General features: G+C 73.5%; 19 protein-coding genes and 2 pseudogenes. 5 read left to right on the plus strand and 16 right to left on the minus strand.

Features of this window, described 5'->3' with window-relative positions; translation table 11 throughout:
* Positions 1-39: 39 nt before the first annotated feature.
* The 7 genes and pseudogenes from topA to QSK20_RS28780 form a co-directional block, all read right to left on the minus strand.
* Positions 40-2,874, minus strand: a complete 2,835-nt coding sequence (gene topA, locus QSK20_RS28755) for a type I DNA topoisomerase (protein ID WP_285791749.1) — start codon at positions 2,872-2,874, stop codon at positions 40-42.
* 416 nt (positions 2,875-3,290) lie between these two features.
* Positions 3,291-3,581: pseudogene (locus QSK20_RS32300) on the minus strand (hypothetical protein); the annotation flags it as partial.
* A 219-nt stretch (positions 3,582-3,800) separates the two neighbouring features.
* A pseudogene (locus QSK20_RS28760) lies at positions 3,801-4,148 on the minus strand (hypothetical protein); the annotation flags it as partial.
* Positions 4,139-4,681 (minus strand): hypothetical protein, encoded by a 543-nt coding sequence (locus tag QSK20_RS28765; RefSeq protein WP_285791750.1) that lies wholly within the window; start codon positions 4,679-4,681, stop codon positions 4,139-4,141. The pseudogene QSK20_RS28760 and the gene QSK20_RS28765, both read right to left, overlap by 10 nt.
* 242 nt (positions 4,682-4,923) lie before the next feature.
* On the minus strand, positions 4,924-7,287 hold the full coding sequence (locus tag QSK20_RS28770) for a sodium-translocating pyrophosphatase (protein WP_285791751.1): 2,364 nt from the start codon (positions 7,285-7,287) through the stop codon (positions 4,924-4,926).
* A 392-nt stretch (positions 7,288-7,679) separates the two neighbouring features.
* Positions 7,680-8,114, minus strand: coding sequence for an ATP-binding protein (locus QSK20_RS28775; protein WP_186542807.1), 435 nt, complete (start codon positions 8,112-8,114; stop codon positions 7,680-7,682).
* A complete protein-coding gene (locus QSK20_RS28780; RefSeq protein WP_091647426.1) occupies positions 8,114-8,470 on the minus strand; it encodes an STAS domain-containing protein in 357 nt (118 codons plus the stop codon). The genes QSK20_RS28775 and QSK20_RS28780 overlap by 1 nt, the downstream gene beginning before the upstream one ends.
* Before the next feature lie 139 nt (positions 8,471-8,609).
* Between QSK20_RS28780 and QSK20_RS28785 the strand changes: the two genes are divergently transcribed.
* The 3 genes from QSK20_RS28785 to QSK20_RS28795 all read left to right on the plus strand — a co-directional run bounded on the left by QSK20_RS28785 (position 8,610) and on the right by QSK20_RS28795 (position 11,952).
* Positions 8,610-10,961, plus strand: coding sequence for a DEAD/DEAH box helicase (locus tag QSK20_RS28785; RefSeq protein ID WP_285791752.1), 2,352 nt, complete (start codon positions 8,610-8,612; stop codon positions 10,959-10,961).
* 58 nt (positions 10,962-11,019) lie between these two features.
* Positions 11,020-11,223 (plus strand): hypothetical protein, encoded by a 204-nt coding sequence (locus tag QSK20_RS28790; protein WP_285791753.1) that lies wholly within the window; start codon positions 11,020-11,022, stop codon positions 11,221-11,223.
* 150 nt (positions 11,224-11,373) lie between these two features.
* Complete coding sequence (locus QSK20_RS28795) at positions 11,374-11,952, plus strand: LURP-one-related family protein (RefSeq protein ID WP_285791754.1); 579 nt, start codon at positions 11,374-11,376, stop codon at positions 11,950-11,952.
* A 182-nt stretch (positions 11,953-12,134) separates the two neighbouring features.
* Here the strand turns inward: QSK20_RS28795 and QSK20_RS28800 are convergent, their stop codons facing one another.
* From QSK20_RS28800 to ssd, 7 genes are all read right to left on the minus strand, one after another.
* Positions 12,135-12,533, minus strand: coding sequence for an Rv3654c family TadE-like protein (locus QSK20_RS28800; RefSeq protein ID WP_285791755.1), 399 nt, complete (start codon positions 12,531-12,533; stop codon positions 12,135-12,137).
* Between the two features lie 35 nt (positions 12,534-12,568).
* On the minus strand, positions 12,569-12,925 hold the full coding sequence (locus QSK20_RS28805) for a TadE family type IV pilus minor pilin (RefSeq protein WP_285791756.1): 357 nt from the start codon (positions 12,923-12,925) through the stop codon (positions 12,569-12,571).
* A gap of 146 nt (positions 12,926-13,071) precedes the next feature.
* The gene (locus QSK20_RS28810) at positions 13,072-13,239 is read right to left on the minus strand and encodes a DUF4244 domain-containing protein (protein WP_285791757.1); all 168 of its coding nucleotides are present in this window, start codon (positions 13,237-13,239) and stop codon (positions 13,072-13,074) included.
* 25 nt (positions 13,240-13,264) lie between these two features.
* The gene (locus tag QSK20_RS28815) at positions 13,265-13,882 is read right to left on the minus strand and encodes a type II secretion system F family protein (RefSeq protein WP_285791806.1); all 618 of its coding nucleotides are present in this window, start codon (positions 13,880-13,882) and stop codon (positions 13,265-13,267) included.
* Positions 13,883-14,196: 314 nt separating this feature from the next.
* On the minus strand, positions 14,197-15,306 hold the full coding sequence (locus tag QSK20_RS28820; RefSeq protein WP_502889050.1) for a type II secretion system F family protein: 1,110 nt from the start codon (positions 15,304-15,306) through the stop codon (positions 14,197-14,199).
* Positions 15,303-16,541, minus strand: coding sequence for a TadA family conjugal transfer-associated ATPase (locus tag QSK20_RS28825; RefSeq protein ID WP_285791758.1), 1,239 nt, complete (start codon positions 16,539-16,541; stop codon positions 15,303-15,305). Before QSK20_RS28825 ends, QSK20_RS28820 begins: the two co-directional genes overlap by 4 nt.
* Complete coding sequence (gene ssd, locus QSK20_RS28830) at positions 16,538-17,635, minus strand: septum site-determining protein Ssd (RefSeq protein ID WP_285791759.1); 1,098 nt, start codon at positions 17,633-17,635, stop codon at positions 16,538-16,540. Before ssd ends, QSK20_RS28825 begins: the two co-directional genes overlap by 4 nt.
* 296 nt (positions 17,636-17,931) lie before the next feature.
* On the opposite strand from ssd, the gene QSK20_RS28835 reads away from it, so the two are divergent.
* A complete protein-coding gene (locus QSK20_RS28835) occupies positions 17,932-18,591 on the plus strand; it encodes a VHL beta domain-containing protein (protein ID WP_285791760.1) in 660 nt (219 codons plus the stop codon).
* Positions 18,592-18,749: 158 nt separating this feature from the next.
* Here QSK20_RS28835 and QSK20_RS28840 read toward each other — a convergent pair whose 3' ends face one another.
* Positions 18,750-19,583: an alpha/beta fold hydrolase gene (locus tag QSK20_RS28840; RefSeq protein ID WP_285791761.1), complete on the minus strand. Its 834-nt coding sequence runs from the start codon at positions 19,581-19,583 to the stop codon at positions 18,750-18,752.
* A 74-nt stretch (positions 19,584-19,657) separates the two neighbouring features.
* On the opposite strand from QSK20_RS28840, the gene QSK20_RS28845 reads away from it, so the two are divergent.
* Complete coding sequence (locus QSK20_RS28845; RefSeq protein ID WP_352232327.1) at positions 19,658-20,746, plus strand: sigma-70 family RNA polymerase sigma factor; 1,089 nt, start codon at positions 19,658-19,660, stop codon at positions 20,744-20,746.
* A gap of 52 nt (positions 20,747-20,798) precedes the next feature.
* On the opposite strand, the gene QSK20_RS28850 is transcribed toward QSK20_RS28845, so the two are convergent.
* Positions 20,799-21,080, minus strand: a complete 282-nt coding sequence (locus QSK20_RS28850) for a hypothetical protein (protein WP_285791762.1) — start codon at positions 21,078-21,080, stop codon at positions 20,799-20,801.
* Positions 21,081-21,263: the final 183 nt, after the last annotated feature.

Here is a 21,263-nt window from a genome sequence, read left to right on the forward strand (position 1 = left end):
CCCGACATGCCGCATCTCGCGTGGATCACGGGTGGCGGATCACTCAGGTTTGGCGGTCGCCTTCTTCGGGGCGGCCTTCTTCGCTGGGGCCTTCTTGGTGGCGGTGGCCTTCGCGGCGGTGGCCTTGGTGGTGGTGCTCTTCGCGGCGCTGGTCTTCTTCGCCGGGGTCTTCTTCGCCGTGGGAGCCTTCTTCGCCCCTGCGGTCTTGCGCGCCGTCTTCTTCGCGGCCGGCCCCTTCGCCCGCTTCTCGGCAAGCATCTCGGAGGCCTCCTCGATGCTCAACGCCTCCGGCGTCTGTCCACGTCGCAGGGACGCGTTGGTCTCGCCGTCGGTGACGTACGGGCCGTACCGACCGTCCTTGATGACCAGTGGCTTCTCGGTCAGCGGGTCGACGCCCATCTCGCGCAGCGGCGGCGCGGCGGCCCGCCGCTGACGGGTCTTGGGGGCGGCGAGCAGGGCCAGCGCCTCGTCCAGCGTGACCGTGAACATCTTCTCCTCGGAGTCCAGCGACCGGAACTCCTCGCCCTGCTTGACGTACGGGCCGTAGCGGCCGTTGTTGGCGAAGACCTCGACACCGTCCGGGGCGACGCCGACCAGCCGGGGCAGGCTGAGCAGCTTCAGCGCCTCGTCGAAGGTGAGCGTGTCCGGCGACTGCGACCGCAGCAGCGAGGACTTGCGCTCCCCGCTGGCCACGTACGGGCCGAACCGGCCGGACTTCAGCAGGATCGGTTCACCGGTCGCCGGGTCGTCGCCCAGCTTGCGCTCACCGCCGCCGCCGAGGAACAGCTCGTGCACCTTCTCCGGGGTCAGCTCGTCGGGAGCCAGCCCCTCGGGGATCGGCGCCCGGTCGCCGGGGGTGCCGCTCTCCTCGCCCTCGGCGTGCACCACCGGGGCCTCCCCGGGCACCGCCCGCTGGAGGTACGGCCCGTACTTGCCGACCCGGACGACCACCTCGCGGCCCTCGTCGTCGGTGAAGAGCGGGATCGAGTTGACGCTGCGGGCGTCGATCTCGGTGAGGTTCTCGGTGACCAGCTTCTTCAGTCCGCCGGAACGGGCGATGTCCCGGTCACCGGCGCCGTTGGCGCTGCCGAAGTAGAACGCGGTCAGGAAGTCGACGGCGGCGTGGTCGCCACCGGCGATCTCGTCCAGCTCGTTCTCCATGCTGGCGGTGAAGTCGTAGTCGATCAGGCGCGGGTAGTGCCGCTCCATCAGCCCGATCACCGCGAACGCCAGGAACGACGGGATCATCGCCTGACCGCGCTTGACGACGTACCCCCGGTCCTGGATGGTCTGCATGATCGACGCGTACGTCGACGGCCGGCCGATGCCCAGCTCCTCCAGCGCCTTCACCAGCGACGCCTCGGTGTAGCGCGACGGCGGCTGGGTGTGGTGCTCCTGGGCGGCCAGTTCGTCGGCGGTGAGCGGCTGGTCCTTCACCAGGTTGGGCAGCCGCCGCTCGGCGTCCTCGGCCTCGGCGTTCTCGTCGTCGCTGGACTCGACGTACGCCCGCAGGAAGCCCGGGTCGGTGATGGTCTTGCCGGTGGCGCCGAAGTCGGCCTCCTCCTGGGCGCTGGAGACCGCGCGGATCCGCACCGAGACGCTGGACCCGACCGCGTCGGTCATCTGCGAGGCGATGGTGCGCCGCCAGATGAGCTCGTAGAGGCGGTACTCCTCGGTGGACAGCTCGTTGCGCACGTCGCCCGGGGTGCGGAAGTTGTCCCCGGCGGGGCGGATCGCCTCGTGCGCCTCCTGCGCGTTCTTCACCTTGCCGGTGTAGCGGCGCGGCTCCGGCGGCACGCTGCGCTCGCCGTACAGCTCGACGATCTGCCGGCGGGCCGCCGCGATGGCGGTCTCCGACAGGTTCACCGAGTCGGTACGCATGTAGGTGATGTAGCCGTTCTCGTAGAGCCGCTGCGCGGTGCGCATCGTCTGCTGCGACGAGAAGCGCAGCTTGCGGGCGGCCTCCTGCTGGAGCGTGGAGGTGATGAACGGCGCGTACGGGCGACGGCGGTAGGGCTTCTCCTCGACCCGGGTGACGGTGAACGGTCGCCCCTGGAGGCGGGCGGCGAGTCCGCGCGCCCCGCCGGCGTCGAGGTGCACCACGCCCGCGCCCGGGCGCACCCGGCCGGTGGTCGGCTCGAAGTCCTTGCCGCTGGCGATCCGGTCGCCGTTCAGGGCGATCAGGGTGGCGGAGAAGGTGCGCGGCCCCTCGCCCGGCTCGGCCACCGCGAGGGTGGCGAGGATGTCCCAGTACTCGGCGCTGCGGAAGGCCATCCGCTGCCGCTCGCGCTCCACCACGATCCGGGTGGCCACCGACTGGACCCGGCCCGCCGAGAGCTTCGGCATGACCTTCTTCCAGAGCACCGGGGAGACCTCGTAGCCGTAGAGCCGGTCGAGGATCCGCCGGGCCTCCTGGGCGTCGACCAGGGCGCGGTCGATCTCGCGCGGGTTCGCCACCGCCGCCTGGATCGCCGGCTTGGTGATCTCGTGGAAGACCATCCGCTTGACCGGCACCTTGGGCTTGAGCGTCTCCACCAGGTGCCAGGCGATGGCCTCGCCCTCGCGGTCCTCGTCGGTGGCGAGGAGGATCTCGTCGACCTCCTTGGCCAGCCGGGTCAGCTTGGTGATCTGCTGCTTGCGGTCGGCGGAGACCACGTAGAGGGCGTGGAAACCGTTGTCGACGTCCACCCCGAGCCGGGCCCAGGGCTCCCTCTTGTAGCGGGCCGGCACGTCGGCGGCGTTGCGGGGCAGGTCGCGGACGTGCCCGAAGCTGGCCTCCACGACGTATCCCGGGCCGAGGTAGCCCGAGATCGTCTTGGCCTTCGCCGGTGACTCGACGATGACCAGACGGGTGGTCCTGGCGTTGCTCGGCACGTCTCCTGCGACCTCACTCCTGCTCGTGGCCCGACCGCCTCCGGGCGGCACCGCCGTGTTCCCGGGCCGCCGGCGGTCCGGATGTCCAACGTAACGCGCTGCCCGCGGTCGGGGTTTCGTGGGCGGCGAAGCCACCCGACAGCGGCGGTCGCCCCCCGACGCGGCGCGGACGTATGTGCCGGACGGCGTCACCGTACACCGCGGATCCGCCCTCGGGCGGGCCACTGTGTCGAACGTCGGCCCGGGACCGACGCCGTGCGGGATCACCCGGGGAGGCCGTCCGACCACCCGCTGTCCCCTACCCGACAGCAGGCCAGGCCATGCGTGGGACGCCGGGGCAAGATCGTTCGGACGGCACGGCGCGCGACGGCACCCGGTCCGGTTCGCACTTTCTGCGGGCGCGTCGCTACTATGAGTCACCGGAACTGGGTCGGGCCGGACGGCCATCCCGTCACCGGTGCGGCCACCGGTCGGTCACCGACCAGCTCGGCCAGCCGGGCCAGGCGTCGCCGCCCGCTGATCCGGTAGGCCGGTCCCTCCGCTCCGGCGTCGAGGAACGTCGCGGGAAGTCCGACGGCGGCCAGCGCCCGGCCGACCGTCTCCCAGCAGGGCTCGTCGGCCGGGCCGAGGTGCAGCCGGAAGCCGGACGGTTCGGCGACCCCCGCCGCGGCCAGCCAGAGCCGGAGCCGACGGCCGTTGAGATGGAAGGTGGCGGGAGGCCGCTTGCGCACCGGATCCTCCGCAGCAGCCGGTGGACCCGCCACCCGGTCGTCCCCGTCCGGTCGCCCGCCTGCCCGGTGATCCGCGTCCGGTCCGCTGCCCGCGTGGTCGTCCCCGTCCGGTCGCCTGCCTGTTCGGTCGTCCCCGTCCGGTCGGCCGCCCGCTCGGTCGTCCCCGTCCGCCGTCGCGGCGCGGGGTGCCGGGGTGCCCGGCGGCGGCTCGTCGGCCACCGGGCCGTCGGGGAGCCAGGCCGCCGCGAGCGGGGCCAGGGCACTCGTGTACGAGGTACGGACGCGGTGCCGGTCCCCGGTCGCCTCCCAGCTCGCGTTCAGCCCACGCCGGGCCAGCTCGGCGACGAGCACGTGCACCCGCCATGCCACGTCCACCACGACCGACAGCCGGGCGGTGCCACCCATCCGCACGATCTGGGCCGGCCCGGCGAGCAGCCCGGCCAGGTCGGCGGGAGACGGGTCGGCCGCCTCCGTACCGAACAGGGAGAGCTGCCGGACCGGACCGGGACCGGCCGGCGCGTCGGATGGCGGCGTCAGCGACACTCCGGGACCTCGTCGAAGGCCTGTTTGAGTTCTTCCGAGTTGAGTTTGCTGGTGTCCAGCGCGCTCGCGTCGTACTCCTTGTTGAGGGTGTCCACGGCGGCCCGTACCCCGTCGTAGAACGCGGCCGGCTGGCCGGTGCCCAGCCCTGCGATGCTCTTCCGCGCCCGGCCGTAGGCGTCCCGGACCTTCTCCAGCGAGTCGAGGAAACCGGCCGAGACCTGCTCGCCGTGCTCGGTGTCCGGCACGCCGGCCGCCTCGACCTCGCGGCGGGCGGTCTCGCTGGCCTCCTCGGCCCCGGCGAAGAGGCGGACCAGGTTCTCCCTGGCCTGCGCGGGGGTGGTCTGCGCGGTCATCTGCTGCTGGGTGCTGCTGGTGAGTTTGTTGATCTCAGCGCGCCAGGGGGTGAGGGCCTCGCAGACCGTCGCGGCCCAGACCCGGGGCGTCGGACCGGCACCGCACGCACCGGCCACGAGGACGATCGTGGCCAGGACCACCGTGAGCTTTCCGGCGGTTGCCGCCCGGCACGTACGCATGCGTTGCAGCGTACGGCCTCCGCCGTGATGCGCCACCCACCCGTCGATGCCGACCGGGGCTCGAGCGGCCCCTGAGCCGCCCGACGACGGACCGGCTCCGGTCGCCCGACCGACGCGACCGCCGGGTCCGGTGATCGACCCACCGCCATACCCCGCTCGTCGTCGACCACCGGATCCCGGTCGTCGACGGGACGGCCCGGCTCCCCGGTCGGCGACGTGCCGACCGGGGAACCGGGCGCGACTCAGGCGCGGACCGCTTCCGGACGCTGGTCCGGGCTGCCGGAGGCGGTGCCGCCCGAGCCTCCGTCGGCGTCGGACATCGTCACGCCCTTGCGCTTGCTGAACACCACCGCCGCGACGATGACCAGCGTCGCCACGACCGCGATGGTCACCCGCAGCGGGGTGTTCCGGTCGTCGCCGATGCTCCAGGCCACCACGGCCGGGGCGATCAGCAGCGAGACCAGGTTCATCACCTTGATCAACGGGTTGATCGCCGGGCCGGCGGTGTCCTTGAACGGGTCACCGACGGTGTCGCCGATCACGGTGGCGGAGTGCGACTCGGAGCCCTTGCCACCGAACGCGCCGTCCTCGACCATCTTCTTGGCGTTGTCCCAGGCACCACCGGAGTTGGACAGGAAGACCGCCATCAGCGTGCCGGCGCCGATCGCCCCGGCCAGGTACGACGCGAGCGCGCCCGGCCCGAGGCCGAACCCGACCGCGATCGGGGCCATGATGGCGAGCAGGCCGGGGGTCATCAGCTCGCGCTGCGCGTCCCGGGTGCAGATGTCGACGACCTTGCCGTACTCCGGACGCTGGGTGCGGTCCATGATCCCGGGCAGCTCGCGGAACTGCCGACGGACCTCCATCACCACCGCGCCGGCCGACCGGGAGACGGCGTTGATGGCCAGACCGGAGAAGAGGAAGACCACCGCCGCGCCGATGATCAGGCCGACCAGGTTGCGCGGATTGGCCACGTTGAGCGCGTTCAGGATCTCCGCGCCGACGTCGCCCACCCCGGCGTCGGAGTACGCGGTGCGCAGGGTGTCGGTGTACGAGCCGAACAGCGCGGTGGCCGCGAGCACCGCCGTGGCGATGGCGATGCCCTTGGTGATCGCCTTGGTGGTGTTGCCGACCGCGTCCAGCTCGGTGAGGGTCCGCGCACCGTGCTCGTCGATGTCGCCGGACATCTCGGCCACACCCTGCGCGTTGTCGGAGATCGGGCCGAAGGTGTCCATGGCCACGATGACGCCGACGGTGGTGAGCAGGCCGGTGCCGGCCAGCGCGACCGCGAACAGCGAGAGGGTGATGGAGCTGCCGCCGAGCAGGAAGGCGCCGAAGACGCCGGCACCGATGAGCAGCGCCGAGTAGACCGCCGACTCCAGGCCGACGCTGATACCGGCGAGGATGACGGTGGCCGGGCCGGTCTGCGAGCTGCGGCCGATGTCCTGCACCGGGCGCTTGTCGGTCTCGGTGAAGTAGCCGGTCAGCGCCTGGATGGCGGCGGCAAGCACGATACCGATGACCACCGCGCCGATGGCGACCAGACGCGGGTTCTGGTCGGCGTCGGTGAGACCACCCTCCAGGTCGGCGAAGCTCGCCGGGAGGTACGCGAAGGCGGCGATCGCCACCAGCACCGCCGAGATCACGGCGGAGAGGTAGAAGGCCCGGTTGATCGCGGTCAGGCCGGAACGGTCCGAGGCGCGCAGCCGGGTGATGAAGACGCCGATGATCGCGACGAGCACGCCGATGGTGGAGATGATCAGCGGGAAGACCAGGCCCTCCTCGCCGAACGCGGCCCGGCCGAGGATCAGCGCGGCGACCAGGGTGACCGCGTACGACTCGAACAGGTCGGCGGCCATGCCGGCGCAGTCGCCGACGTTGTCGCCCACGTTGTCGGCGATGGTGGCCGCGTTGCGCGGGTCGTCCTCGGGGATGCCCTGCTCGACCTTGCCGACCAGGTCCGCGCCGACGTCGGCGGCCTTGGTGAAGATGCCGCCGCCGACCCGCATGAACATGGCCAGCAGCGCGGCGCCGAAGCCGAAGCCCTCCAGCACGGTCGGCGCATCGCCCCGGTAGACGAGGACGACCAGCGCGGCGCCGAAGAGGCCGAGGCCGACGGTGAGGAAGCCGACCACACCACCGGTGCGGAAGGCGATCTTCATCGCCGCCTCGCGACCGCCCTGCCGCTCCCGGGCCGCGGCGGCGACCCGCAGGTTGGCGCGGGTGGCGAGCCACATCCCGGCCCCGCCGATGAAGGCGCTGAACCCCGCGCCCACGACGAAGAAGGCCGACCGGCCGATCTTCACCGCGGTCTCGCTGCCGTCGGTGTCGTGCACCGGTAGCAGGAAGAGCAGTACGACGGCGATGACCACGAACACCGCGAGTGTTCTGAACTGCCGGAGCAGATAGGCCGAGGCGCCCTCCTGCACCGCCCCGGAGATCTCCTGCATGTTGGTGGTGCCCTTACCGGCTGCCAGTACCGCCTTGGTCAAGGCGGCGGCGAAGACGAGCGCCACCAGCGCGATGACCGCGGCGATGACGACGTACGACACGTTGGCGCCGGTAAGGGAGAGCTCGCCGCCGTCGGCGGCCAAGATCCCGGACATCTGTGTCCTCCTGTACCGAACACTCGCGCCGGTCGATGGGACGTACCGACCGGACGCCTGGATGCGGACTCGCAAGCGGAGCCAGCCCACCACCGGGACGCGGACAGCGAAGATCAGCTATAGCCGCTGGTGACGGGCGGGACACTTGCTGACAACCCGCGTACTGTAGCCCTATCCAGTGTCGGAGGTCACACCGAGGGTACGCCTCATGTGGATGATCTTCGTCGCTGTGATATGTGAGGAAATCTGATATAGGCGGGCGTCACGACAAGAAGGTCGTGCCCCCGGCAGGGGACACGACCTTCGGTTGTCTGTTCTTCGTCGGGCTTCGGCCGGCTGTCGTTCCTCGGCCTCCGGTTGGCTGCTGTTCGTCGGGGCGTCGGGGCCTTCGGTCAGCGGCCGACGGGCCAGACCATCCGCACCTCGGTGCCGATCCCCTCGTCGACCGGCCGCACCTGGAGGTCCTCGACGAAACCGGCGAGCAGGGCGAAGCCCACCCCGGTGGTCAGCGCCTCGTCGGTCAGCGACTCGTTCGCCAACTGGTCGGCGTCCAGCGCGGCCAACCCGAGACCGGCCTCGATCGGGGCGCGGTCGACCACCCGCACCGCGTACGCCCCGCCGTCCGACATCTCCACCAGCACCGGGGCGGGGATGTCGTACTGCCGGTGCAGCGCGACCGCCCGGGTGCACGCCTCGCCGATGGCGAGCCGTACCTCGTCCAGCAGGTCCTCGCGTACGCCGGCCCGTCGGGCGACCGCCACCCCCACCAGGCGGGCGGTACGGACGTGGACCGGCGCGGGCGAGAAGGAGAGCCGGACCGTCGCCATCACGCCCCCGGGGCGGACGGGTCGGCGGCGATCGCCGCGGCGACCGTCGGGTGGAGCGGGAAGACCTGGTCCAGCGCGGTGATCCGGAAAATCTTGAGCAGCGGCTCCTTGTCGCAGACCAGGGCGAAGGTGCCACCGACCGACCGGAGCCGCTTCAGCGCGCCGACCAGCACCCCCAGACCGGTGGAGTCCAGGAAGTCGACCCGGCCCAGGTCGACCACGACCTTGCGGGCACCACCGTCGATCAGCTCGATGAGCCGCTCACGCAGGCGGGGGGCGGTGTAGACGTCGACCTCACCGCCGACCTCGAGCACCGTGTGCTCGCCCTCGCCGTGGGTCGCCAGCGACAGCTCCATCGGTCCTCCCTCGCAAGAGCCGCAAACTCTCCTGGGCATCTAACCATCTCCGCCGCCGCGCCGAGCAGGTCACCGGTGGCGGGCACCTCCTTACCCCGGGCCCGGGTGGTCGAAAGCCGGTCCCCGGTGCGAGAGTGCCATGGTGACCACCGCCGCCACCGTGTCGACCGGCTCCGGTCCCGGGCGTTCCCCGGCCGAGCTGCTGCGCCGGTTGCGCGCCCGGAGCGTCGCCGACCCGGTCACCCACGTCGAACGTGTGCCGTCCCGGCCCGGGGTGCCGGTGCCGTGGCCGGAGTGGGCCACCCCGGAACTGCGCGCGGCGTTCGAGGGTCGGGGCGTGGTCGCGCCGTGGCGGCACCAGGCCGAGGCGGCGAGCCTGGCGTACGACGGTCAGCACGTGGTGGTCGCCACCGGCACCGCGTCCGGCAAGTCCCTGGCCTACCAGCTCCCCGCGCTGGCCACGCTGCTGGCCGACCCCCGGGCCACCGTGCTCTACCTCGCGCCGACCAAGGCGCTCGCCGCCGACCAGTTCCGTGCCGTCGCCGGGCTGGAGCTGGCCGGGGTACGCCCCGCCTGCTACGACGGGGACACCCCGCGCGCCGAGCGGGAGTGGATTCGCCGGCACTCCCGGTTCGTGCTGACCAACCCGGACATGCTGCACCACGGGATCCTTCCCGGGCACGCGCACTGGTCCGGCTTCCTGCGCCGGCTGACGTACGTGATCGTCGACGAGTGCCACACCTACCGGGGCGTCTTCGGTTCGCACGTCGCCCACGTGCTGCGCCGGCTGCGCCGGCAGTGTGCCCGGTTCCGGGCCACGCCGACGTTCGTACTGGCCTCGGCGACCTCCGGTGACCCGGCGACGGCGGCCGGACGGCTCACCGGGCTGCCGGTGGCCGCGGTGACCGAGGACACCTCGCCGCGCGGCGGGGTGACCTTCGCCCTCTGGGAGCCGCCGCTGCTGCCCGCCACCGCCGACGACGCGGCGCAGGACCTGACGCCGACGCGCCGGTCGGCCCTGCGCGAGACGGCCGACCTGCTCGCCGACACGGTCGCCGAGGGGGTACGCACCCTCGCGTTCGTCCGGTCGCGGCGGGGTGCCGAGGTGGTGGCGAGCACCGCCCGCCGCGCCCTCGACGAGGCGGTGCCGGGGCTCGGCGCGCGGGTGGCCGCCTACCGGGCCGGCTACCTGCGAGAGGAGCGGCGCGAGTTGGAGCGGGCACTGCTCGACGGCGACCTGCTCGGGCTGGCCTCGACCAACGCGCTGGAACTCGGGGTCGACCTGGTCGGGCTGGACGCGGTGCTGATCTGCGGTTACCCGGGCACCCGGGCCTCGCTCTGGCAGCAGGCCGGTCGGGCGGGACGCTCCGGCGGCGAGGCGCTGGCCGTGCTGGTGGCCCGGGACGACCCGCTCGACACCTACCTGGTGCACCACCCGGAGGCGCTGTTCGGGGCACCGGTCGAGGCGACCGTGCTCGATCCGGCCAACCCGTACGTACTCGCCCCGCAACTGGCCTGCGCGGCGGCGGAGGCCCCGCTGACCGCCGACGACCTGGAACTCTTCGGCGACGGGGCGAAGGAGGCGGTGGACGCGCTGGTCGCGGCGGAGGCGCTACGGCAACGGCCGACCGGCTGGTACTGGCGGCACCGGGAACGGCCGGAGGTCGACCTGCGCGGCGAGGGAGGCGCCCCGGTCTGCGTGGTGGAGTCGGCGACCGGACGCCTGCTCGGCACGGTCGACGGCGGATCGTCGCACTTCCTGGTCCACCCCGGCGCGGTCTACCTGCACCAGGGCGTCTCGTACGTGGTGGACCAACTGGACCTGGCCGACGGCTGCGCGCTGGTGCACACCGAGGAGCCGGACTGGTCCACCCACGCCCGGGACGTCACCTCGCTGTCGGTGGTGTCGGTCCGCTCGTCCGTCGACGCCGGTCCGGTCCGGTTGTTCCTCGGCGAGGTGGACGTGACCAGCCAGGTCGTCTCGTACCAGCGGCGGCGGCTCTCCTCCGGCGAGGTGATCGACACCCGCCCGCTGGACCTGCCGGCCCGGGAGCTGCGGACGGTCGCGGTCTGGTTCACCGTCACGCCGGAGGCGCTGACCGGGGCGGGGGTGGAGCCGGCCGACGTACCGGGCGGGCTGCACGCCGCCGAACACGCCGCGATCGGCCTGCTGCCGCTGGTGGCGACCTGCGACCGGTGGGACATCGGCGGCCTCTCCACCGCGCTGCACGCGGACACCGGGGCCCCCACGGTCTTCGTGTACGACGGCCATCCGGGCGGGGCGGGGTTCGCCGAGCGGGCGTACGGAACGGCGGCGGCGTGGCTGCGGGCGACCCGGGACGCGATCGTCGAGTGCGGCTGCGAGACCGGATGCCCGTCCTGCGTGCAGTCCCCGAAGTGCGGCAACGGCAACAACCCGCTCAGCCGGGCGGACGCGGTGCGGATCCTCGACGTGGTGCTGGCCAACCTGCCCGACGGAACGCAGGAATAGATCACCCCCGTTCGGGGCATCTGCCCTGGGAGCGCTTCCATGCATCCGAGGAGGAGTCGTGGCCGACACCATCGCCGAGACCGTCGACCTGCTCTACACGGTCGACCAGGAGAACCTGACCCGCGACCAGCAGATCGCCCTCGGCGCGGCGCTGGCCCAACTCGCCCAGGCCGAACGGCTGGAACAGATCAACGAGCGACTGCGCGCCATCCACCAGGTCCTCAACAGCTGGGCCCTGCGCGCCACCACCGACTCCCGATGACTCCTGCTCCCGCTGCGGAGCACCGGCCGTGACGTGGCGTGCCATCGCGGCGTCGCGGCGCCGATCAGTCGCGGCACCGATCCGATGATCGACTGTGCCGGTGGGTAAGAGGTGTGCGAGAGTCGGGCGCATCGGACGGAAGGAACCTTCATGCAGCTCAACCAGCTTCAGGCCCAGCAGCGGTTCCACATTCGGCAACGTCTGCGGTTCATGGTCAACCAGTACGAGGTCCACGCGGTCGCGCCGGACGGCTCGGAGGGCGGGCTGCTCGCCTTTGCGCAGCAGAAGCGACTCGCCTTCAAGGAGCAGGTGACCATCTACACCGACGACAGCAAGCAGCAGCCCCTGCTCGGCTTCAAGGCCCGGCAGCGGCTCGACGTCGGGGCCACGTACGACGTCACCGACCACCTCGGCAACCCGATCGGGCTGTTCCGCAAGGACTTCGCCCAGTCGCTGCTGCGCTCCACCTGGCACGTCGAGCAGCCCGGCCTGCCCCCGACGACAGGCCAGGAACGCAGCATGCCGGTGGCCCTGCTGCGGCGCTTCGTCGAGTCGCTCTCCTGGTTGCCCTACCACTTCGACTTCACCGCCGGCGGCCAGCCGGTCTTCTCGGTGATCAAGCAGTGGGGGCTGCGCGACCGGTACACCGTCGAGGTGGCCCACCCGCAGATCGACCGTCGCCTCGTCATCGCGATGGCCATCGGATTGGACGCCCTCCAGGGCCGCTGACCCCGCCCCTGGGTGGTCCGGTCGTCCGCTGTCCTGATGTCCTGATGTCCTGATGTCCTGATGTCCTTCAGTCTGGTGCCCTGATGTCCCGGCGTCCTGGTGTCCTGACGTCGTCCTGGGCCCCGGCTCCCGGCGTGCCCGCGTCCCAGCTCAGCCGCGTTCCGGCTCAGCCGCGTACCGGCTCAGCCGCGTACCGGGCCGGCGCGGGAGGTGACGGCGGCCGTCCGGTGCAGCCCGGGGAGCGGGGCGACCGCCACCTCCACCGTCACCTGGACGTCCAGTCCGTCCAGGTGACACTTGGCCAACCGGGCACCGTTGGCGGCGGCGAGTTCGGCGGCCCGACGGCAGGCGGCCCGCTCACCCCGGAAGCTGATGCCCGCCCCGGACAGGGCCGCGAAGTCGGCCGCCACCCGCGCCTGCTGTCGAGCCGCACGGGCCGCCCCCACCGCCGCACCGAACAGCCCGACCAGCAGAAGGACCAGGCCCACCGCGAGCAGCAGTACGCTCGCCCCACCTCGGTCCGCCCGGCAGGGGTGCCGCCCGGCGGCTGGTCCGGCCGTCCCCGTCACCTCGTTCCTCATGCGGATCAGCCGCCCACCCCTCGTCGACACGGAAGTCACGACGCGGGGAGCGGAACGCCGGGCTCGACGGCGGCCACGGCGGTCGCCGCCACCGTGATCCGGGGCAGATTCGCGCCGAGCGTCCGCACCGGGGCCCGCACCGTCACGGTCACCCGGTCCTGACCGATCTCGACGGAGATGTCGGCCCCGGCCGGGGCGACCCGGACGCCGGCCGCCCTCCCGCTCTCGCCCCGGGAGGCGGCGAGCGCCGCCTCCCGGGCCGCGTCCAGACAGCTGGCCTTCGTGGTCGCCGCGCTGACCACCGTCAGCCCGGCCAGGAGCAGCAGCATCAGCGCCGGCAGGCCGGCCGCCAGTTCAGCCGTGAACGAACCCCGGTCACCACCGGTCGCCACCTGCGCAACGAGAGCCTCTCGGTCAGCGCCGGCGACAGATCCTCCGTCAGCGCCGGCCGACCCCTCGGTGACGGCTCCTCGACCATCGCCGGTCGGTGACGTGGCGACGAGTGGGGCACGGGCACGGCCGGCCCGCCGGCGCCCGGTCACTTCAGCGCCCGGTCGATCACCGCAGTCAACGCCGACTGCACGTTACCGCTGGTCAGGACCTTCAGCAGGATGCCAGCGAAGGCGACGGCGGCCAGGGTTCCGACGGCGTACTCGGCGGTGTTCATCCCGGCGTCCCCGCGCAGGCGGGCCCTCAGTTTGCGCACGGTGAGCGTCCTTTCTCGATGGTTGTCAGAGCACGTCGCCGAGGACGGCGACGATCACCGGCACCAGGCCGGCGAGAACGAAGGCCGGCAGGAAGCAGAGCCCCAACGGCAGCACGATCAACACACCCGCCCGGCGGGCCGACGCCTCGGCGGCCACCGCCCGGTCGGTCCGCAGGTCGTCGGCGAGGCGGCTCAGGGCCCCGGACAGCGCCGCTCCGCTCTGCGCCGACCGGACGGCGGCGGTCATCAGTCGGTCCGCCCCGGTCACCGGGGTGAGATGGGCCCACGCCTCCTCCGGTGTTCCGCCCAGCAGGAGGGTGCGGCCGACCCGGCCGAGCCGGTCGGCGAGTGGCCCGCCGAGCGCTTCCGCCACGGCGATGACCGCCCGGTCCACGGGTGCCCCGGCCCGCATCGCCGCCGAAAGGAGGTCGGCGGCGAGCGGCAGGTCGGCGACCTCCACGAGCCGCCGGTTGCGGACCGCAGGCGGCTCGATCTTCCGGAGCAACCGGTCGAGGAGCACCGAGGCCACCACTCCCCCGGCCGCTCCGGCCCACCCGCCGACGACCACCACGACCGCGACGCCGGCCAAGCCGGCGCTGAGTCGGATGACGTCCGGCAGCCGTCGGGAGGTCGCCTTCACCACCGGATTCGACGGGCGTGCCCGGCCGGACCGACGGTGGGTACGCGGGCGTGTCACGGCGACGACCAGCGCCGCGACGAGCAGGAGGCCGGCTGCGGTGAGCGGCGCGTTGCCGGCACCGACCGGACCGGCGGCGGCCACGGGGCCGGGAGCGAGCACGGTGGAACCGCCGACGGAGGTGGAACCACCCGTCGGGACAGTGGCACCCCCGACGGAGTTGGCACCGCCCGTCGGGACAGTGGCACCACTGGCCGGCACCGTGAGGCCGACAGCCAGGATGACGTGATCGTCGGCCCGAACCGTGAGCAGGGCGCGCATCAGGCTGCCCCATCCGGGGTGGTGCCGAGCCGTTCGGCCCAGAGCAGGCCAACGACCTGGAGGGTGGTGGCCGCGACCGCGCAGCCGGCACCGACCGGGGTGTGCAGCAGCACCCGGACCGGGTCGACGCCGATGCCGTACCCGAGAGCGATGCCGCCGAGCGGCAACGCGGCGAGCAGCCAGGCGGTGGCCCGGGCCCCGGCGGCCTGGGCGGCCGCAGCGGCCAGGCCACGGTCCATCGCCCGCATGTCGGCCTCGATCCGCTCCACCAGTTCGGCCAACGGCGCACCCGTCCGGTCTGCCAGGCGGATCGCCGCACGGGTCAGCCGGTCGATCCGGTCGGGGCCGACCGGCCCGACGGTGTCGGCGACGGAGCGCTGCCGCCGGCCGGCCGGATCGGTGCCGCCAGGGACGGCGGGACCGTCGGCGACGGTGCCCGGGACCGGCGGGCCGGGCACCGGCAGGGTGGGCTCGTCGGTGAGGGTGGTCGGGACCGGCAGACCGGCCCGTAGGTCGGCGGCGAGCGCACCGAGCTGGTCCAGCCGATGGCGTCGGAGCCGTTCCGCCGTCCGGATCGCACGACGCCGGAGCAGGGCCCGCACACCGAGAGCGGCGTACGCGGCAGCCACCACGGCGGCCGCCGGCCCGGCGAGCAGCCCGCCGCCGGCCGCTCCGACACCGGCCGCCAGAATGACGCTCCGCCTGCGCGAGAGCGCCCGGCGGCCGGTGAAGCCGCCACCGGCGCCGTCGACCTGTCGGGCGGCTTCGACGACCAGCTCCGGTGAGGTCGGGCCGCTCCCGGCGCCCCCAGCGGCTGGATCGGTGGCCCGCCCCACGGGGACGCCGGCCGGGCGGGACGGATCGCGGCGGTTGGGCGGCCCCGGCGGGGTCCGCCGACCGGTGGCGCGCAACGGGCCGGACCGCCGGAACCCTGGGACGTGGGTGACGTGTCCCGAGTCGGCCGTCGTGTTTCCGTCGGCCGGCAGAGTGACGTGTCGCCGAGACCGGAACAGCGCACGGTACCGGGACCGCCCGGTGCCCGTCGGCCAGCCGATGACAACGGCGGCCACGAGCACCAGCACCACCACCGGCCAGGCCGCAGTGCTCACGACGACGTCCCCGACGAGCCGGGCCACGGTTCGGACAGGATCTGCGGCACCGGCACGCCGCGCTGCTGGAGCAGCACGCCGAGAGTGCGGGCCGCCGGCCCGGGACCACGTCCGCGCACCCAGGCGGGCACGACTGTGACCAGGCGGTCCGGCCCGTCGGGCAGGAGCAGCGAGACCGACTCCAGCACGCGACCGCTGCGCCCCCGCCGCATCTGGAGCAGCACCTGGAGGGCGGCAGCCACCTGGGCGTGCAGGGCCGCGCGGGGCAGCCCGCCGAGCAGACCGAGCGCCTCCAGCCGGGCCGGTACGTCCGACGGGGCGTTGGCGTGCAGGGTCCCGGCCCCACCGTCGTGGCCGGTGTTCAAGGCGGCGAGCAGGTCGACCACCTCGCCGCCCCGGCACTCCCCGACCACGAGCCGGTCCGGTCGCATCCGCAGCGCCTGTCGCACCAGGTCGGCGAGGCTCACCGCGCCCGATCCCTCCACGTTGGAGGTCCGCGCCTGCAACCCGACGACATGCGGATGCACCGGACGCAGTTCGGCGGCGTCCTCGACCAGCACGATCCGTTCGGTGGTCGGCACCAGTCCGAGCAGCGTGTTGAGCAGGGTGGTCTTGCCGGAGCCGGTGCCTCCGGTGACCAGGTACGCCAATCGGGCCGCCACGACGGCGGCCAGCAGCGGGGCCGCCGGCCGGGACACCGTGCCGTGGTCCACCAGCTCGTCGAGGGTGAACGGACGCTGCCGGAACGTCCGCAGCGACAGGTAGGGCCCACTGGTCGCCACCGGAGGCAGGACCGCGTGCAACCGGGTGCCGTCGGCGAGCCGGGCGTCCGCGAACGGGGAGCCGTCGTCGAGTCGCCGGCCCGCGCCGGCCGCGAGGCGCTGCGCCAACCGGCGTACGTCGTCCACGGTGCCGACCGGGACGGCCACCTGCCGCAGGCCGTCACCCCGGTCGACCCAGACCCGCGTACCGTTGACCAGAACGTCGGTGACCTGGGAATCCGCCAGTAGCAGCCCGAGTGGCCCGGCACCGACGAGGTCGTCGTGCACCCGGTCGGCCATCCGCAGCACCACCGTGTCACCGAGGACGGCGGCAGCGGGCTCGGCGCGCACCGCGGAGACGACCGTGGCGGGGGTGACCGGGGTGGCCTCGGCGGCGAAGCGCTGGCGTACCCGGGCGGAGAGTTCACCGACGACGGTGGCCGGGCGGTCCGACGAACGGGGATGGTCCCTCATGCCGCGCCCTCCACCTGCTGGCCGGTCAGATCGGCGACGATGCGCTGGCAGAGGACGGCGAGCGGGCCACGACCGGTCGCCGCCGGAGCCTCACCCCGTTCCAGGCCCCGGGGTATGCCCGGCTCGGGTCGCAGCGTGCCGGCGAGCGGCAGGCCGAGTGCCCGGGCCACCTCGGCGGCCTTGAGCCGACCCGGCGCGGGCCCCCGTACGATCACCGCGAGGTCGGTGCAGTGCGGCGCGGCCGAGGTCACCACCTGGGCCGCGGCGGCGGTGGCCCGCAGTTCGGCGGGAACCACCAGGAACACCCGGTCGGCGGCCTGGAGGGCGAGCACGGCGGCGTCGTCGAGTTGGCGGGGCAGGTCGACCACGACCATGTCCCGGCCCCGGCGGGCGGCGTCGAGCGTGGCGGCCATCGCCGGTGCGGGTAGCGGCAGCGGGTCGCCCCGGTCCCCGGAGAGGACCACCAGGTCACCCCGGCTGGGCAGGGCCTGGACCAGGGCGGGCGGGTCGACCCGACCGTCGGCGTCGGTGAGCGCGGGCCAACGCAGCCCTTCCAGTTGCTCCCAGCCGAGCACCAGGTCCAGCCCGCCGCCGAGCGGGTCGGCGTCGACGAGGAGGGTCCGGAGCCGGGCCCGGGCGGCGGTGACCGCCAGGCCACCGGCAAGGACACTCGCGCCCGCCCCGCCCCGACCGCCGAGCACGGCGACCACCCGGGCCACGGCGTCCTGCTGTGGCGCGCACTCGGCGAACCGGTCGACGAGCCAGGGTTCCGCCGTGGGCAGGGTCGCGACGTGTTCCGCGCCGATCAGCTCGGCGACCTCCCAGCCGGGGTCGGCCGCGCCCGTGCGGCCGACCAGCACCAGCCGGGCCCGACGTGGCAACCGGGCCCGCAGGCACGGTTGTGCCTGGTCGCCCCCGACGAGCACCAGCGGTGCCGGCGACCACCGGGCCCGGGCCGCCGCCGGGTCGGCGGCCACCTCCACCTCCGTACCGCCGGCGGCGGCGAGCCGGAGGAGGTCGTCGAGGAGGTCGACGTCCGCGGTGACGACCAGCGGAAGTCGTCGGCGCGGCCGGACATCGGTACGGGGTGGCATCGCGGCCTCCAGCAGTCAGGCTCGGGGGTGCTGCCGAGAGACTGCGCCGAGAGGTGCCCCTCCCGCTGGTGTGACCGCCGTACCTGTGGACAACCGGAGCGCCTGTGGACAGCGCCCGTCCTGGAAGTCGATCTGCTATGGGGACGACTGTCGGATCGTCTGTCCCCGCAGCCCCCGGCCGTGATCGCGATTGACCGCCCCTGAGGGGTCCATTGACGCATGCAAAGATCACGTCTGGATAATCGTGGACTCGTGCCGCCTTTCCGGGGCTGCACCCGAGCGGAGATCGGCCACCCATGACTCGTGCGGAAGCATCCGGGCCACAGGAGACCGGCGGACGGCGGTTCCGCTCGTCCTGGTTGGCGTACTCGCTGGTGGCGGCGATGGTGGGGGTGGTGATCGGCACGGTGGTCTGGGCGCTCGGCACCGCCACCGAGCCCGTACCCCGGCCGGTGGCCGACCCGTCGGTGCCGGCGCTCCCGCTGCCCACCTTCGTCGGCACGACACCGAGGCCGGCGGCAGCCCCCGCACGGGCCGCCACGACCGCCTCCCCGACCGTCTCCCCGACCTCCGCCTCCCCGTCACCGGGCAGTCCGACGCCGTCCCGCGACCGGCACGTCGCCGCGAGCGGCCGGCCCGCCTCCGCCCCGACCCGTTCCCCCACGCCGGACGTCGTGGAACTGACCCCGCTTCCCGCCGAGGAGGAGCGTGGCCTCCGCTCCGTCGACGGCGGAACGGACACGACGGTCGAGTTCGTCAACCAGCGGAGCGGACAGGTGACCGTCTACTGGCTGAACCACTGGGGGTACCGGGTGCGCGTCGAGCGGTTGTCGCCGGGCGAGTCCCAGCGCCGGGACACCCAGGTCGGTCATCCCTGGGTGGTGACCGACGGCGACGGCCGGGCGTTGGCCGTCTACCAGCCGGTCGCCGCACCGGCCCGCGCCGTCGTCCGGTAACACCCCGCCGCCGTCGGGTGGCAGATCGGGGCGTTCTCCGGTGCGGGCCGGGTTTTCAGGTGGTTGCAGGGGTCCCCTCCTCGGCAGAAAACGGTAGGAGGGGACCCCTGCAACCACTCCACACCCGCCACGGTGCACCGCCCCGCTCGACGGGTTCCTCACCCCTCGGCCAGAACCTCCCGCAGCCGGACGGCGAACCGCTCCGGATCGCCGACGAAGCCGATGTGGTCGCCGGGGAACATGGTCGGCGCCACGCCCAGCCCTGCGGCGAGCGCCCGCGAGGTCCGGTCGCAGAGCTGACCGGTGGACTCCTCCCCGATGCCGACCACGATCCGGGTCGCGCCGGCCCGCAGGGCCGCCAGGTCGGGCTGCCAGCGGGTGGTCGGGATCAGCATGTGCGCGTACTGGAAGTGCTCGTCCGCCACCTCCTGCGGGTCGCGCTCCCCGGCGAACATCGCCTCGGTCACCTCCTCGGGCATCTGGATGTTCGCCACGGCCAGGAACTGCCGCCACGCGCCGACCGGGTCACCGGCCAGGTACGTGGCGACCATCTCCTCGGTACGCACCCGCAGTTCCTCCCGGTCGTCGAGCAGCTCGTCGACGGGAGGCTCGTGCGCGACGACGGTGTGCACCGCTCCGGAGTGGGCCTGCGCGAGCGCCAGCGCGGTGACCGCCCCGCCGCTGGAGCCGAGGACCACTGCCGGGCCGGCGTCGAGGTGCGCCAGCAGCCGGGACAGGTCGTCGGCGCGCATCTCGGGCGTCGAGTCCCGGTCAGGGTCGTCGACCGGGCTGCGGTGGATGCCCCGGGGGTCGGTGGTGAGCACGGTGTGGTCGACGGCGAGCAGATCGGCCAACGGCGCGAACGACGTGGCGTCCATCGGCGCGCCGACCAGCACCACCAGCGGCCCTCGCCCGCGTACCTCGTAGTAGAGGGTGGCGTCGGGGACGCGCAGGGTTCCGACGGTCGGTGCAGTGGTCGCGGTGCGGTTCATCAGGTCCTCCGGTCGTACGGGGCGGATCGTTCGGTCGAAGGGGTGACTCCCGCCGTGGGGCAGAATCGTCGCTCGTGGGGAACATTTCTCGAACCGTCCCGGACCAGCTCGTGCACGTGCCGACCCGTCCGGCCCCGGAGCGGTCCGACGACCTGCCGACCGATCCGGTCCTGGAGCGGGCGCGGGCCGGTGACGACGAGGCGTTCAACCACCTCGTCGCGCCGCTGCGCCGGGAACTGCACGCCCACTGCTACCGGATGCTCGGTTCGACCCACGACGCCGACGACGCTCTCCAGGACGCCCTGCTGCGCGCCTGGCGGGGGCTGGCCGGTTTCGAGGGACGCGCTTCGCTGCGCTCGTGGCTGTACGCGGTGGTGACCCGGGTCTGCCTGGACACGGTGGCCGCCCGGGGCCGACGCGCTCTCCCGGTGGACCTCGGGCCGGCCAGCGACCGCGCCGTCCTCGGCGACGCGCCGCTGGGTCGGGTCGCCTGGCTCGGTCCGTACCCGGATCGAGAGCTGGCGGACGGCCCGGCCCATCCGGACGCGCGCTGCGAGCAGCGGGAGTCCGTCGAACTCGCCTTCGTCGCCGCCCTCCAGGTCCTGCCGGGCAACCAGCGGGCCGCGCTGCTGCTGTTCGAGGTGCTCGGTTTCTCGGCCGCCGAGATCGCCACCATGATGAACACCTCGACCACGTCGGTGAACTCGGCGCTCGCGCGCGCCCGCCGACTCGTCGCGGACCGGGTCGGCCCGGCCAGCCAGCAGCACACGCTGCGGAAGATCGGTGACGCGCGGCTGCGGCAGATCGTCGACGGGTACGCCACGGCGCTGGAGAACGCCGACGCGGACGCCCTGGTCGCCCTGCTGACCGAGGACGTCACCTGGTCCATGCCGCCGCTACCCGCCTGGTACGCGGGCATCCGGGCGGTCACCGACTTCGCGGTACGGGTGCCGCTGACCGGGTGCGGGACGTGGCGCCACCTGCCCACGCACGCCAACGGGCAGCCCGCCGTGGCGAGCTACCTCGACGCCGACGGCACCGGTACGCACCTCGCCTGGTCGATCAACGTGCTGACGCTGCGCGGCGACCGCGTCGCGGCGATCACCTCGTTCCTCGATCCGGGGGTCTTCGGCCACTTCGGCCTCCCGGCCGCCCTGCCCTGACCCGGCAGCTCGTCGGTCCCGCCCAGGCCGGGCCGCTGCGTGCCCGGTCCAGCTACTCCGCCAGGTACCCGGTGGCGGGGTCGATCTCGGCGAGGAAGTCGCGGATGTTCCGCTCCATCTCGGGTCGGCCCATCGCCGGGTCGGCGGGCCCGGAGAGCGTGAAGCCGTACTCGTGCGGCCCGGTGAGCCAGTCGAAGTCGTAGGTGCCGGGCTTCTCGGCACGGGCACGAACGCGGAAGTCGTGTCCGTCCACCGTCAACATGACCGGGTCGCCCTGGTACCTGATGGTCCGCAGGTGCTCGGGCGCGAGGCCCGGCTCCGGCTCGGTCGACATGTCCGCTCCTCTCCGGGCCGGTCGGGCGAGCTGGTGTCGCCCTGTTCGCTCCGACCGGGGCTCCGGTCGTCCGGCGGTCGTTGTGCGTCGGCCTTGCCCCATCCATTCGTACGTGCCGGGGCCGGCGACGAGGGCCGCGCCCACCCCCGATCAGCCGGAGTGAGGAAAGGGACGACCCCCGTC

The organism is Micromonospora sp. NBRC 101691, from assembly GCF_030269285.1.
GTDB classification, from domain to species: domain Bacteria; phylum Actinomycetota; class Actinomycetes; order Mycobacteriales; family Micromonosporaceae; genus Micromonospora; species Micromonospora echinospora.

What these genes read in the sequence shown, in the direction of transcription:
- ssd (WP_285791759.1), bottom strand. Translation starts at nt 17,635, where the DNA reads ATGCCACCCCGTACCGATGTCCGGCCGCGCCGACGACTTCCGCTGGTC.
- QSK20_RS28780 (WP_091647426.1), bottom strand. Translation starts at nt 8,470, where the DNA reads ATGGAGCTGTCGCTGGCGACCCACGGCGAGGGCGAGCACACGGTGCTC.
- QSK20_RS28785 (WP_285791752.1), top strand. Translation starts at nt 8,610, where the DNA reads ATGGTGACCACCGCCGCCACCGTGTCGACCGGCTCCGGTCCCGGGCGT.
- QSK20_RS28795 (WP_285791754.1), top strand. Translation starts at nt 11,374, where the DNA reads ATGCAGCTCAACCAGCTTCAGGCCCAGCAGCGGTTCCACATTCGGCAA.
- QSK20_RS28825 (WP_285791758.1), bottom strand. Translation starts at nt 16,541, where the DNA reads ATGAGGGACCATCCCCGTTCGTCGGACCGCCCGGCCACCGTCGTCGGT.
- QSK20_RS28775 (WP_186542807.1), bottom strand. Translation starts at nt 8,114, where the DNA reads ATGGCGACGGTCCGGCTCTCCTTCTCGCCCGCGCCGGTCCACGTCCGT.
- QSK20_RS28765 (WP_285791750.1), bottom strand. Translation starts at nt 4,681, where the DNA reads ATGCGTACGTGCCGGGCGGCAACCGCCGGAAAGCTCACGGTGGTCCTG.
- QSK20_RS28800 (WP_285791755.1), bottom strand. Translation starts at nt 12,533, where the DNA reads ATGAGGAACGAGGTGACGGGGACGGCCGGACCAGCCGCCGGGCGGCAC.
- QSK20_RS28840 (WP_285791761.1), bottom strand. Translation starts at nt 19,583, where the DNA reads ATGAACCGCACCGCGACCACTGCACCGACCGTCGGAACCCTGCGCGTC.
- QSK20_RS28835 (WP_285791760.1), top strand. Translation starts at nt 17,932, where the DNA reads ATGACTCGTGCGGAAGCATCCGGGCCACAGGAGACCGGCGGACGGCGG.
- QSK20_RS28850 (WP_285791762.1), bottom strand. Translation starts at nt 21,080, where the DNA reads ATGTCGACCGAGCCGGAGCCGGGCCTCGCGCCCGAGCACCTGCGGACC.
- QSK20_RS28770 (WP_285791751.1), bottom strand. Translation starts at nt 7,287, where the DNA reads ATGTCCGGGATCTTGGCCGCCGACGGCGGCGAGCTCTCCCTTACCGGC.